Annotated in this window: 9 protein-coding genes and 1 tRNA gene; 9 read left to right on the forward strand and 1 reads right to left on the reverse strand. The window is 61.2% G+C overall.

Annotated elements, in window-relative coordinates; translation table 11 throughout:
- The first annotated feature begins 79 nt into the window (after positions 1–79).
- Genes imuA' through ACX80O_RS04745 form a run of 3 tightly spaced genes read left to right on the forward strand, consistent with a single transcriptional unit; the run spans position 80 to position 5,903 of the window.
- The gene (imuA', locus tag ACX80O_RS04735; protein WP_459307455.1) at positions 80–844 is read left to right on the forward strand and encodes a DnaE2-dependent mutagenesis accessory factor ImuA'; all 765 of its coding nucleotides are present in this window, start codon (positions 80–82) and stop codon (positions 842–844) included.
- Positions 841–2,451, forward strand: coding sequence for a DNA polymerase Y family protein (locus ACX80O_RS04740; RefSeq protein WP_459332712.1), 1,611 nt, complete (start codon positions 841–843; stop codon positions 2,449–2,451). Before imuA' ends, ACX80O_RS04740 begins: the two co-directional genes overlap by 4 nt.
- A 32-nt stretch (positions 2,452–2,483) precedes the next feature.
- Positions 2,484–5,903: an error-prone DNA polymerase gene (locus ACX80O_RS04745; RefSeq protein ID WP_459332713.1), complete on the forward strand. Its 3,420-nt coding sequence runs from the start codon at positions 2,484–2,486 to the stop codon at positions 5,901–5,903.
- A gap of 96 nt (positions 5,904–5,999) precedes the next feature.
- Here the strand turns inward: ACX80O_RS04745 and ACX80O_RS04750 are convergent.
- Positions 6,000–6,082: transfer RNA gene (locus tag ACX80O_RS04750), tRNA-Leu, on the reverse strand.
- A gap of 325 nt (positions 6,083–6,407) precedes the next feature.
- Here ACX80O_RS04750 and ACX80O_RS04755 point away from each other — a divergent pair.
- Genes ACX80O_RS04755 through ACX80O_RS04780 form a run of 6 tightly spaced genes read left to right on the forward strand, consistent with a single transcriptional unit; the run spans position 6,408 to position 13,752 of the window.
- Positions 6,408–7,133 carry an FHA domain-containing protein gene (locus ACX80O_RS04755; protein ID WP_459307458.1) on the forward strand — a complete coding sequence of 242 codons (726 nt, stop codon included), beginning with the start codon at positions 6,408–6,410 and terminating at the stop codon, positions 7,131–7,133.
- A gap of 2 nt (positions 7,134–7,135) precedes the next feature.
- Entirely contained in the window at positions 7,136–7,621 is a 486-nt protein-coding gene (locus tag ACX80O_RS04760) for an FHA domain-containing protein FhaB/FipA (protein WP_459332714.1), read from the forward strand.
- Between the two features lie 14 nt (positions 7,622–7,635).
- Complete coding sequence (locus ACX80O_RS04765; protein WP_459332715.1) at positions 7,636–9,129, forward strand: PP2C family protein-serine/threonine phosphatase; 1,494 nt, start codon at positions 7,636–7,638, stop codon at positions 9,127–9,129.
- Positions 9,126–10,529, forward strand: coding sequence for an FtsW/RodA/SpoVE family cell cycle protein (locus ACX80O_RS04770; RefSeq protein WP_459332716.1), 1,404 nt, complete (start codon positions 9,126–9,128; stop codon positions 10,527–10,529). The genes ACX80O_RS04765 and ACX80O_RS04770 overlap by 4 nt, the downstream gene beginning before the upstream one ends.
- A complete protein-coding gene (locus ACX80O_RS04775; RefSeq protein WP_459332717.1) occupies positions 10,526–11,968 on the forward strand; it encodes a peptidoglycan D,D-transpeptidase FtsI family protein in 1,443 nt (480 codons plus the stop codon). The genes ACX80O_RS04770 and ACX80O_RS04775 overlap by 4 nt, the downstream gene beginning before the upstream one ends.
- Positions 11,965–13,752 carry a protein kinase domain-containing protein gene (locus tag ACX80O_RS04780; protein WP_459332718.1) on the forward strand — a complete coding sequence of 596 codons (1,788 nt, stop codon included), beginning with the start codon at positions 11,965–11,967 and terminating at the stop codon, positions 13,750–13,752. The genes ACX80O_RS04775 and ACX80O_RS04780 overlap by 4 nt, the downstream gene beginning before the upstream one ends.
- Positions 13,753–13,755: the final 3 nt, after the last annotated feature.

Below are 13,755 nucleotides of genomic sequence, written 5' to 3' on the forward strand. Positions count from 1 at the left end.
CTCCAAACCGTATGTTCAGGAGGTTTGAAGGGCCGAACAACCGATTGACTTAATCGAACATATATTCGAAAATTAAAGGGTGAGCGCACCAGCAACCAGCCCTGTGATGTCTCCGGGATACGCCCCGGATCAGGACATGCTGGTACCCGAAACCGCTGGTAAATCCCGCAGCGAATCAGGGCTGCAGGAGAAGATCAATCAGATGCAGGGCAGCCGGCTGGGCTCCCGGCGGTTGCCCACCATTCCCTCTCTCGGACGAATCCTCCCTGGCGGTGGTCTGATGGCTGGTGCCGCCTACTCGGTTGAAAACTCCACCACACTGGCGATGGCCTTGCTAGCTGGCCCATCAGGCTCTGGCGCCTGGTGCAGCGTCATCGGTATCCCCGACTTCAACGTTGAGGCGGCAGCAAACCTGGGTATTGATCTGGATCGCCTGATCCTCATTCCCCATCTGGATGGCCAATGGCTAGCAGTCACAGCAGCAATGGTGGACGTGGTGTCAGTCATTCTGACCAAGGCACCATCAACTATTACTGGTTCAGATGCGGCACGGCTCAGGGCACGGCTGCGGCAGCGCGGAGCAGCCTTGATCACCCTGGGTACCTGGCCGCAGAGCGAAGCCGTACTCAGCGTGTCAGAAAACAGGTGGGGAGGCTTGGGATCCGGGTCGGGACACCTCCAGACCCGTAGGTTGAAGGTCACCGCCACGGGACACACTGGCCGCTCCCGGAGCTCGGAACTCTCTCTGACCGAACTGCGGCAAAGCACGTGGGCCCAGTTCCCCGGTGTTGGTAGCGGTAATGAGAGACAGCCCTTTATTCCCCAGGTGGTGAACGCCTCATGAAGCTGCAGGCACCTCCTCAACCACCCCGGCAGAACGCCACCAGAATCATGATGCTCTGGATCCCAGATTGGCCGATTACCGCTGCCCTTCGTGAACTTGACGTTCCAGTCAATGCTCCCCTTGCGCTTATTGACAAGGGCAAGGTGTTCGCCTGTTCCCCTTCGGCGCGGGCCGAAGGAGTAAAACGTGGGTTAAGGGTCCGTGAAGCCCAGGCACGGTGCCCTGAACTCGTCGTCGAACGCTATGCTCCGGACCTCGATGTACGGGTCTTTGAACCAGTAGTCGCCGGTATTGAAAAGATCATGCCGGGGGTCCAGGTGGTACGCCCGGGGCTTTGCGCCATCCACGCCCAGGGACCCAGCAGGTACTACGGCGGCGAGGCTCCCGCAGGGTCGGTACTTCTCACCACGCTCGCTTCGTTTGGTCTGAACACCGCAAGGATTGGTGTCGCCGATTCACCGTTCGCAGCTGAGCATGCAGCCCGTGCCACAGAAGTTCTTGAGGGTGCTGAACAGGACCCCATCTGGGTTGTCCCACCCGGTGAATCACCACACTTCCTGAGCACGTTCCCCTTGGAGGTGCTTGGTGAACCCAAACTCGCAGTCCTGCTGCGACGGTTGGGAATCAGGACTCTAGGCGACTTTGCCGGATTGGATTCCGGTGACATCCGCAACCGGTTCGGCGTCGAGGGAGCCCTCGCGCACCGCAAAGCCAGCGGGCTCGACCACCGCACTGTCGTGGCCCGAAAGCCCCCACCTGAACTCGATGTCGTCGTCGACTTCGAACCGGCCCTGACTCGAATTGATGAACTTGCTTTCGCTTTCCGTACCGCTGCTGACCGCTTTGTTGACCGCCTTCGCGAGACCGGTTTCGTGTGTACCGCGGTGCGGGTGGTACTGCACTCCGAATCCGGCGAAGTGTCTGACCGGCTCTGGCGGCACCCTCGATGGTTTGATGCTGACGACGTCCTCGATCGCGTCAGGTGGCAGCTGCAAGGTGGCGGGCTGATTGAACACGGACTGCAATCAGGCATCACCCGGGTACAAACAATTCCTGACACTGTTGAGGATCTCGGCGACCACGCGGACGGGCTATGGGGCACCGGACCCGATGAAAGCATCCACCATGGGCTGGCCCGCGTGCAAAGCATGCTGGGCCACGGAGCAGTGCTCACTGCGATAGTTGCAGGGGGCAGGATGCTCAAGGACCGCAGGGTGTTCATCCCGTGGGGTGACTCATCAACCAGTCATCCGGCAACGGCAAAGTCCCAACAGGGCCAACCCTGGCCTGGACGGTTGCCGGGCCCAGCACCGGCCACCGTCTTCGACACTCCCCTTGAGGTGCTCGTTCAGGATGTTGCAGGGTGCACCGTTGACGTTGACACCCGAGGAATGCTTACCAGCACCCCCGTACGGTTCGCTGCACCAGGAACAACCACCGGCCAACGCACGGTGCAGCACTGGGCCGGGCCCTGGCCCATCAGTGAACGATGGTGGGATTCAGCAAGCCGCGTGCTCAACCGTTTCCAGCTCGTGGATAGCACAGGTGCAGCCTGGTTACTGCTGCTCGAGGATCACCGCTGGTGGGCTGAGGCCAGCTATGACTAGGGCTATGCCTGCGAGGAAACGGTGGGGTAGCCATGGGATGGAGTAATCCGCCCATCTCGTGGTCGGAGTTTGAGCGAACCCTCTCTGACCACAGTCGTCCTGGTGCGCCACCCGTGGGTGCTGACGGCGGGGACAGCCCTGCCTGGTCACCGAAACGCCAACCGTACCGGGCACCCGACGCAGAGCTTCCTGAGCCAACCGGCCCCCTGGTGCCCTATGCGGAACTTCACGTTCACTCAAACTTCAGCTTTCTCGACGGTGCGTCAAGTCCCGAACAATTAGTTGAGGAAGCCCACCGGCTGCGGCTGCATGGTCTGGCGTTGACCGATCATGACGGCCTCTACGGGGTGGTTCACCTTGCCGAAGCCGCCGAAAAATACCCACAGTTGAGCACTGTTTATGGCACTGAACTGTCCCTGGATCTGCAGAAACCCCAAAACGGTGAGCCCGATCCGGAAGGCAGCCACCTACTGGTCCTCGCCCGGGGCGCAGAGGGATACCGGAGGCTGGCTGGCGCCATCACCACTGCACAATTGGCCGAGGGCGCAGAGAAAGGGAAACCGCTGTACAGCCTTGATGGGTTGGCCGGGCGGGCGTCAGACAGTTGGATGATCCTCACCGGCTGTCGAAAAGGTACTGTCCGCCGAGCGCTGATGCGTGATGGCGAGAGGGGTGCCCGATCTGCCGTCGGGCACCTGGTTGAGCTGTTTGGGCAGGACAACGTTGCTGTTGAGCTCTCCGACCAGGGAAACCCGATGGACAGTGCTTTCAACGATGCGCTGGCTGCTGTGGCAGCCCGGCTGAGGCTTCCTGTGATCGCCACCAACAACGTGCACTATGCCTCACCCGCTCAGCACCAACTGGCCACGGCGCTGGCAGCCGTGCGTGCACGAAGGAGTCTCGATGAGATGAACGGTTGGTTGCCCGCTGCAGGAACTGCTCATCTACGCAGCGGAGCAGAAATGGCTGCTCGGTTTGCAGCTTATCCCGGTGCCATCGAACGAACAGTGGATCTTGCCGACGACCTTGCGTTCAGGCTGCGGAGCGTCAAGCCCGGGCTGCCTCATTTGACCCTCCCGGACGGGCATACCCAGATGAGCTACTTGCGGAAGCTGGTCTGGCAGGGTGCCGACAAGTTTTATCCAGGACGCAGTGATGTGGTGGAGCGGATCGAAAAGGAACTTGGAGTCATTGAGGACAAGAAGTTCCCCGGCTACTTCCTGATTGTTCACGACCTGGTGCACTTCGCCCGGAACCAGGGGATTCTCTGCCAGGGTCGTGGTTCGGCTGCCAACTCGGCTGTCTGCTACCTGCTGGAAATCACTGCTGTGGATTCGATTCTGTATAATCTGCCGTTTGAGCGTTTCCTTTCCAGCATGCGTGATGAGGAACCGGATATCGACGTCGATTTCGATTCCGACCGGCGGGAGGAAGTCATTCAATATGTGTACAACAAGTACGGCAGATTCAATGCCGCCCAGGTAGCCAACGTGATCACCTACCGGCCCAAATTTGCTGTCCGTGACATGGCCAAGGCTCTGGGCCACAGCCCGGGGCAGCAGGACGCCTGGTCCAAACAGATTGAACGGTGGGGTGGGCTCGTGTCCAGCGACGACCACGACATCCCTGAGGCGGTCGTTAACCTGGCTCAGAGTGTGCTGAAATTTCCGCGGCACCTTGGCATCCATTCAGGGGGGATGGTGCTCACGGATCGGCCTGTTGGCGAGGTTTGCCCGATTGAGCATGGACGGATGGAGAACCGGACCGTCCTGCAGTGGGACAAGGACGACTGTGCGTGGATGGGGTTGGTGAAGTTCGACCTGCTGGGGCTAGGAATCCTCGCCGCCATCCAGTACAACTTCGATCTGGCTGAGAAGCATTTTGGTGAAAAGTGGGATTTGCACAGCATTCCGAAGGAAGAGCAGGGCGTCTATGACATGCTCTGCTTCGCCGATTCCATCGGCGTGTTCCAGGTGGAGAGTCGTGCCCAGATGGGCATGTTGCCCCGCCTCCAGCCGCGAGAGTTTTATGACCTGGTGATTGAGGTGGCACTGGTACGGCCAGGGCCTATTCAGGGTGGGGCCGTCCACCCCTACATTAAACGGAAGTTGAAGGAGGAGGACGTCACCTACCTGCATCCCAAACTGGAACCCGTACTGGAACGAACCCTGGGGGTACCGCTCTTTCAGGAACAACTCATGCAGATGGCCATGGTGGTTGGTAACTGTTCGGGGGCCGACGCCGACCAGCTACGCAGGGCCATGGGGTCCAAACGAGGACTTGAACGCATTGATACCCTGCGGGACAAGCTGTATGCAGGGATGGCAGCCAATGGCATTACCGGTGAGACAGCTGATTCGATCTACCTCAAAATCCAGGCCTTCGCCAATTTCGGTTTTGCTGAGAGCCACTCCATCAGCTTCGCCCTCCTGGTGTATGTCAGTGCCTGGTTGAGATTGCACTATCCCGGGGCCTTCCTCGCTTCACTGTTGCGGGCTCAGCCGATGGGATTCTATTCTCCGCAGACCCTGGTGGCGGATGCCCGCCGGCATGGGGTGACAGTCCTTCGGCCGGATCTGCTGCAGTCGGGAGTGCATGCAGATCTTGAGCCCCTCGATGAACATACCGGTGCTGCTATCGGACCAGCCACAGGGATGGACGCCTGCTGTGATCATCATCAACCACCTGTTGGGCCTTTTGACCGAAAGATCCCTTTCGACTCGACGCTGCACCGGCGGGATGCCACCTTTGCTGTGCGGTTGGGCCTGGATAGCGTCCAGTCCATCGGGGCCAGGGTGGCAGAACAGATTGTCTCCGAGCGCCTTCGCAACGGTGTTTTTGCGGATATGGCTGACCTGGTACGGCGCACTGAACTCAACGCCGCCCAGCTTGAATCGCTGGCAGCGGCGGGAGCATTCGAGTCGATGGGGCTCACCGAGCGTGAAGCGCTCTGGAATGCCGGCCCCGCCGCGACCGAACGAGCTGGACAACTCAAGGGCACCACCGTGTATATCCAACCTCCGCTATTCCCTGACCTCACTGCTGCTGACCGGGTCGCCTCTGACCTCTGGTCCACCGGCATCACCCCCGATGATCATCCTGTACGGCACCTCAGATCAACCCTGACCAGGCGGGGTGTTCTGACTGCCGCGGATCTGGTGCAGGCTGAGTCAGGACGGAGGGTTGAAGTGGGCGGTGTGGTCACCCACCGGCAACGACCGGCCACTGCCAGCGGGATTACCTTCATGAACCTTGAGGATGAGACGGGACTGGTGAACGTGATCTGCTCGGTGGGAGTCTGGCAGCGCTACCGGCGCATCGCGCGGGAGGCAAGCGGTGTGCTGGTCCGTGGCATGCTGGAGCGATCTTCGGAGGGTGTGGTGAATATTGTGGCGGACAAGTTTGAAGTACTGAAGATGAAGGCAACGACCAAATCGCGGGACTTCCAGTAATCCCAGCCACGGATCCACAACAACAGCAACCAGGATTTCACTACCACACTCGCGACTTAACGAAGAAGACCCCCGGATAACCGGGGGTCTAAGCCGTGCGCGAGGGGGGATTTGAACCCCCACACCCTTTCGGATACTGGCACCTGAAGCCAGCGCGTCTGCCGTTCCGCCACTCGCGCGCAACCGCTCAGAATTTCTCCGTCAAACGTTCGAAAACCTCCGAGAACAGCAGAAATAAGCATAACGGAGCATCACTTGAATCACCTAAACGCTCTGCCCTCCCCGGCAGTCAGGGTTTGGGACGGGTACCCTGTCGCACCCGTCCTGATGCCGGAATTGTCATCTCCTGGTGGTTGATGCACGACGAGTGGTTAAGGCCTTTTCCAGAGGTCCCCAGTAGTATCGAACTGATCGTGTCGTACGTCGACCATGCCTTCGTGCACAACGAGGGCTATGAGCGGCTGTTCCGACCAACCAACCAGTCGATGGGTGAGGAGGCAGCAAATGGGCATTTTGGATAACGTTGAACGCGGATTGGAAAAGATTGTCCGAGGCGCCTTCTCGACCGGGTCGCGATCCCAGGTGCAACCTGTCGAGATAGCCAGTGCCCTGCGGAGGGAACTGGACAACAAAGCCATCACACTCACAGAGGGCCGCACCCTCGCGCCAAACGTCTTCACGGCCCGGCTGTCAGAGTCTGATTTCGTACTGGCCCAGGAATGGGGCGCGTCCCTCGCTGAAGAGTTGTGCGACGTCGTCATCAAGCACGTCAACAGTCAGGGCTACACCCTGCGGGGTGCTGTCAAAGTGTCATTCACTCGCGACACCAGCCTCAAAGCTGGGATTTTCGAGATTGATTCAGCGACCGAGAAGCAGGATGGCCCGCGACGACCAGCAACCCCCGACGCTCCCACCCGCCAGCCGACCAGGTTACAGCCCGTCCTTGACCTCGACGGCCAGCGCTACTCACTCAATGCCGGATCGATAATCCTTGGCCGCTCCTCAGAAGCAGATATTCTCGTCGATGACACGGGAGTCTCCCGGAAGCATCTGGAGATCCGCACCCAGGGTGGCACCACCCAGGCCGTCGACCTCGGCTCCACCAATGGCAGCTACGTCAACGGCCAGCGCGTTCAAGGAAAAACCGACCTGACTGACGGATCGATCATCACGATGGGCCGCACGCGCATGACCTTCCGACTCATCCCGGTCCCGAACGGTGGCCGCTAGGAATGAGTGAACTGAGTGAACTGACACTCGCTGTGCTCCGGTATGGCTTCCTGATCCTGATCTGGATTCTCGTGATCAGCGTAGTCAGCGCCCTACGACGGGATCTCGTGGTAGGCAGTCGAAACCGCCTCGGTACCCCCTCAGCGCGCCAGGCGCGAAAGCACCCCGAACTGGTCGAGGAGGTTTCACCCCGCGTGACAGCGCGCACCCTGGTCGTCACCGAGGGCCCCCTAGAAGGCACCACACTCGAACTTTCCTCGGGTCCCATCCTGCTGGGGCGGGCACAAGAGGCAACCCTGGTACTCGAAGATGACTACGCCTCCGGTCGTCACGCACGGTTGTTTCCCCAGGGGAGCCGCTGGTTCATTGAGGATCTCGGCTCCACCAACGGCACCTTCCTGGCGGGCAGCCAGCTAACCCGCGCTTTACCGGTTGATTTGGGTGTCCCTGTTCGGATCGGCAAGACGGTCATCGAATTGAGGTCATAGCGTTGGCCTACATCATGCGTTTCGCGGCACGCTCGGACGTCGGGATGGTCCGCGCCAAGAACGATGACTCCGCCTATGTTGGACGCTACCTTGCCGTCGTGGCCGACGGTATGGGCGGTCATGCGGGTGGCAACGTGGCGTCCGCCTCAACGGTGCTGGACCTGGTCCATCTGGACCGAAAGGATTACGACGGCGACGCAGCCAACCAGCTCGCTGACGAAATCCAGACTGCAAATTCCCTGCTGTCGGAGCTGGTGAGCGCCAACCCCCAGTTGGCCGGAATGGGCACCACAGTCACAGCACTCTTGCTCAACGGCGACCGGATCGAGTTCGCTCACATCGGTGACTCCCGGGCCTACCGGCTCAAAGATGACGTCTTCGAGCAGATCAGCGTCGATCACACCTTCGTGCAGCGGCTTATCGACGAGGGGCGTCTGAAACCCGAGGAAGCCGACGTCCACCCGCATAAGAACGTGCTGATGCGGGTACTCGGTGACGTTGACGCAAGCCCCGAACTGGATCTGCATTCCTTTGAGGTCACCGCCGGAGAGCGCTGGCTCCTGTGCTCGGATGGCCTCAACGCCGTCCTCGGGGATCCCCTCATCGCGCGAATCATGCGTGAGACGCCGGATCTTCGGGCCTGCGTAGATACCCTCATCGATCTGACTCTTGCTGGTGGGTCCCCCGACAACGTGACGATCGCAGTCGTCGAGATCGTCGAGGCGACGCCCGAGGATCTCCGGACCGCGGCACTCACCACCATCCCCCCTGCGAAGACTGCCGCGGGAGAAAAGGACGATGCAGAACCGCCCGAGGCAGCCCCGGGTTCAGCAATCCGCGCCAACGTGATCCGGCAGGATCTCTCCTCGCGGCCGCATGTGCTGGTTGGATCGGCCGCTCTGGCCACGGAAACCGGTCAGATTCCGATTGTCACGCAGCGCACCACCGAACGCCGCGCCGCGATGATGCTGACCCACAAGGCCGCAGTGGATGCAGAGCTGTTCGATGACGACGGTGAACCCACTAGGGGCCGTAAACGCTGGCTCGTCCCGTCCTTTCTGGGACTGATGGCCCTGATTCTGGTAGCCGTCCTGTGGTTCGGGTACGCCTGGACGCAGACCCGCTATTACGTCGCCGCCTACGACGACAACGTGGCGATCTTCAACGGGGTATCCCAGACGATCGGGCCCGTGAAGCTCAGCCACCTCGACCAGGAGACTGACATTCCGGTATCCAACCTCCCTGAATACCAGCGTGCCCGGGTGACCAGTTCCCTGCCTGCCACCGACCTTGAACATGCCCAGCGTATTGTCGAGGGCCTCCGAGCCGACCTGCGCGCTGTGGCGTGCCCGCCGGAGGACGCAACCCCGTCACCGTCCGCGTCGCCGTCACCGTCCAGCTCCAGCACTTCTGATCCAACAGCCGACCCATCCAGCAGTCCCAGCCCGGAGAACAGTGCCCAGGCCGCACCCGGTGACGCGCAGGGCTGCCGAGACGAGACATCATGAGCGACGTCCTCACTATTCCCAGATCACGCCGCAACGTGGAAGCGCTCCTTCTGGTGCTGGCCCTCAGTGTGGCAATTAGCGCGAACCTCATCGTGGGCCTGGAAAAGGACAACCCATTCGACTCCGCCTTCTGGACCCAGAGCGGCATTCTGGCTGCGCTTGCTCTAGCTTTCCACCTCGTCCTCCGGATCCGCGCCAAATATGCCGATCCGGTAATACTCCCGATTGTGGTTGCGCTCAATGGTGTTGGCTTGGCAATGATCTACCGGATCGACCTGGCAAATGACACCACCGTCGCGGAAAGCCAGTTCCTCTGGACCTCGGTGGCCATGGCAGCCTCGATTGCGGTCCTGCTGGTCTTCAAGAACCACCGGATGCTTCGACGGTTCACTTATATTTCCCTGATCGCCAGCGCCGTCCTGTTGCTGCTGCCGCTCTCTCCACTCGGGCTCGAGATCAACGGTGCCCGGATTTGGATCAATGTGGGGTTCGGTACCTTCCAGCCCGGAGAAATCGCCAAGATTACCCTCGCCATCTTTTTTGCAGGCTACCTTTCAACCAACCGGGATCTCATCCTGCTGGCAGGCAAGAAGGTGGGACCGCTGCAACTGCCCCGCTTCAAGGATCTCGCTCCCATGGTCGTCGCCTGGCTGGTCAGCATTGGAGTCCTGATCTTCCAGCGCGATCTCGGATCGTCGGTCCTCTTCTTCGGCCTGTTCATGGTGATGATTTACGTGGCCACCAGCCGGATCAGCTGGGTCCTGATCGGCCTGCTGATGATCGCCGCTGGTGGCTTCGTGGCTATCCAGTTGTTCAGCCACGTGTCATTGCGCATCGACAGTTGGATCAACGCGTTCGACCCGGAGGTGTTCAACCGTCAATCCGGGAGCAGTTTCCAGGTGGTGCAAGGGCTCTTCGGCCTCGCCAATGGTGGACTCTTCGGCACCGGTCTCGGGGAGGGGCGTCCTGATCTGGTGATCTATGCCAACAGCGACATGATCATTGCTGCACTCGGTGAGGAGCTGGGGTTGATCGGGCTCTTCGGCATCATCATGCTGTTCGTCCTGCTGGTGTCCCGTGGTATCCGCACCGCGCTGGGCACCCGGGATGGGTTCGGCAAACTGTTGGCCTGCGGCCTGTCCTTCACGATCGCCCTGCAGTGCTTCGTGGTCATGGGTGGGGTAACCCGGCTGATTCCCCTCACCGGTCTCACCACGCCGTTCATGTCCGCCGGTGGATCTTCGCTGCTCGCCAACTGGATCATCGTCGCCATTCTGCTGCTCATCTCGGAATCCGCCCGCCGGCCGGCGGTCACCGGACCGATGAAGGACTCATTCCCTGACCGGCAGGATTTCCGCACCGGGCCGTCCACTGGCCGATCCAAGGAGGTCAGCGCATGAATCAGGCAATCAGGAGCGCGTGGCTGGTAGCCCTCGCCATGTTCACGCTGGTCCTCGGATCACTGACATATGTCCAGTTCTTCGAAGCCAAGGCCCTTGCCAGCAACGACTGGAACAACCGTTCACTGCTTCAGGACTTTGGTAAAAACCGCGGATCAATCCTCGTGGACGGGCGGGCCGTAGCCGAGTCTGTCCCGTCCAACGATCAGTTCAACTACCAGCGGGTCTACAACGAACCAAATCTATACGCCCACCTGACCGGGTTCTACTCGCTGGCCAACGGTGCGACCCAGTTGGAAAGCGTCATGGCCGACGAGCTGTCGGGCACCAGTGACGAGCTGTTCTACGATCGCATCGTTCAACTGTTCTCAGGCGCCCAGGCGCGGGGCGCGTCTGTTGAACTGACGATCGACCCGGAGATCCAGCAATTGGCGTGGGATCTAATTCCGGATGGTCAACAGGGCTCGATCGTGGTGATGGAACCCGGCACCGGCAACATCCTCGCCATGGTGTCCAAACCGTCCTACGACCCGAACCTGCTGGCCGGACACGACACGGCTGTGGTCCTCCAGAACCTCGAGGAATTGTCCACCGTCCCCGGCCTCTCGCCCTACTTCAATCCCGCGACGGAATCCCTGGTGGCCCCCGGTTCCGTTTTCAAACTGGTGGTCGCTGCAGCAGCCCTGGAATCCGGGGACTTTGACGCCGACTCGGAGATCCCCAACCCGCCGGTTCTCGACCTCCCCGGAACCGATGCTGGCCTTCCCAACTTCGTCAACGGTGGTTGCGCCTCACGGGCGACGGCTAACCTTGAGTTTGCGCTTGAACAATCCTGTAACACACCCTTCGCCCAGATCGCCTGGGATTTGGGTGCACAATCGGTCCTGGAACAGGCACAGGAGTTCGGTTTCGGGGAAATATTCAACATTCCCGTCCGGGTCGAGGCCAGCCAGTTCCCAGCCGAGCCGTCCGAACCGGAGCTCGCCCAGTCGGCCATCGGCCAGTTTGACGTCCGGGTGACCCCCCTCCAGATGGCCATGGTGAACGCAGCGATCGCCAATGATGGCGTCCTGATGAAGCCAAACCTGGTCAAGGCCCTGCGGGCTCCCGACCTGGAACCGATCAGCACACCGGAACCCGAGGTGTTCAGGGAGTCCATGAGCGCCGAATCGGCAAGCCAGCTCACCGACTGGATGGTCAATGTGGTCAACAACGGCACGGCTCGCGCAGCAGCCGTCCCCGGCGTCGACGTCGCTGGTAAAACAGGCACAGCCGAGGTATCGGGCCAGGGCGACAATGCCTGGTTCACTGGGTTTGCGCCGGCCGATGATCCCCAGGTGGTGGTGTCAATCGTGATGCAGAACGTCGACATTGCGACGGGCGCCCAACTCACGAGTCCAAGCGCTAAGCAACTGATAGAGGCGGTGTTGAATAAGTGAGGCCTACATCAGGGATCACCTTAGGCGGACGGTTCAAGCTGACCGACCGGATTGCCATTGGCGGAATGGGCGAGGTCTGGAAAGCGATGGACCAGGTTCTGGGCCGCGAAGTCGCTATCAAGATTCTGAAAGAGGAGTACACGGGCGACCCCAACTTCCTCGACCGCTTTCGCGCCGAGGCACGGCACACTGCCCTGCTCAACCATGACGGCATCGCCAACGTTTTTGATTACGGCGAGGAGGGCGGCTCCGCCTACCTTGTAATGGAGCTGGTCCCGGGCCAGCCACTTTCGACCATTATTGAGCGCGAGCAGATCCTGTCACCGGACCGCGCCCTCTCCATCGTGGGACAAACGGCTACTGCCCTCTCGGTGGCACACCGTCAGGGGCTCGTGCATCGCGATGTGAAGCCGGGCAACCTGCTCATCCTGCCGGACGGTCGGGTCAAGATCACCGACTTCGGTATCGCCCGACTGGCCGATCAGGTTCCCTTGACCGCCACCGGCCAGGTGATGGGCACGGCCCAGTACCTTGCGCCCGAGCAGGCCACGGGTCAAGCCGCCACCGGTTCCAGTGACATCTACGCGCTCGGGGTGATTGGTTACGAGCTGCTCGCTGGCCGTCGACCGTTCTCCGGTGAGTCCCAGATCGCTATAGCCCTGGCCCAGGTCAATGATGCGCCGCCGCCCCTGCCCGAGACCATCCCCACCCCGGTCCGTGCCCTCATCGCTTCGATGCTCGCCAAAGACCCGGCCGAACGTCCTGCCGACGCAGAGTTGCTGGCTCAGGCGGTCGCCGCCATCCGGCGCAATGACATCCGGGCCGCCGAGACCGCCGTGCCGGGGATGCTCCTCTTCGGGGCGGGTACCGGACCGATCACCGCTCCGGTACCCGTACCCCGAACCGCGGCGACGAGAGCCGTGCCGTCGTCGTCGACGTCGTCACTGCCGGTCGTCGGAAGCACAGCGGTTGCCGCGTCGCGCGAATGGCACGAGGACGACATCGATAGGGACGAACCCGTCCACGAATCCCGGGGTCGAAGCCCCTGGCTGATCCCCCTGATTCTGCTGTTTCTGTTGGTGGGATTTGGCGTCGGATTGTTCTTCCTCTGGCCGGTGCTCACAGGCGCCGACGACGACCCCACCACTGCACCTCCTGCAACCACCACGGCCGTCTCTACCAGCGCAAACCCGACCGAGACAGAGACAGAAACCTCCAGTGAAACGCCCTCCGAAACGCCGACGACTGAGCCGGAGGAAACTGAAGAGCCAGTGGTGATTAGCGCAGTCGAGTTCGTGGGCTTCCCGGTAGATCAAGTTCGGGATGACCTCATCTCGCGTGGCCTTGACCCTGTTATCGAGGAGCAGAACTCGGAGGACCTGGCCGAAGGCATCGTGATTGCGGTGGCGCCTGTCGGAAGCCTAACGCGGGGTGACAGGGTAACCGTGACGGTGTCGACCGGACCTGAAGCTCCCGCGACCGTGGCTGTCCCGGCACGGCTAGTGGGGGCAACCGAGCAGCAACTCGCGGCCGCACTCGCTGAAGCAGGCCTGGTGGGCTCCCAGACAGGCGAGCAGGTATCCGAGGAACCCGCGGGGACTGTCCTCAGCGTGGACCCCACCGAAGGATCGGAGGTGGCGCCGGGTAGCACAGTGAACTACGTGGTGTCCTCAGGACCAGCGCAACTCACCCCGCCCCCCGTAGCGACCACCCCGCCCCCTGTAGCGACTACACAGCCCCCTGTCGTGACCACCAGCCCACCACCCCCCACCGAAGCGCCGTAGCGC

Source organism: Arthrobacter glycogeni (assembly GCF_054511155.1).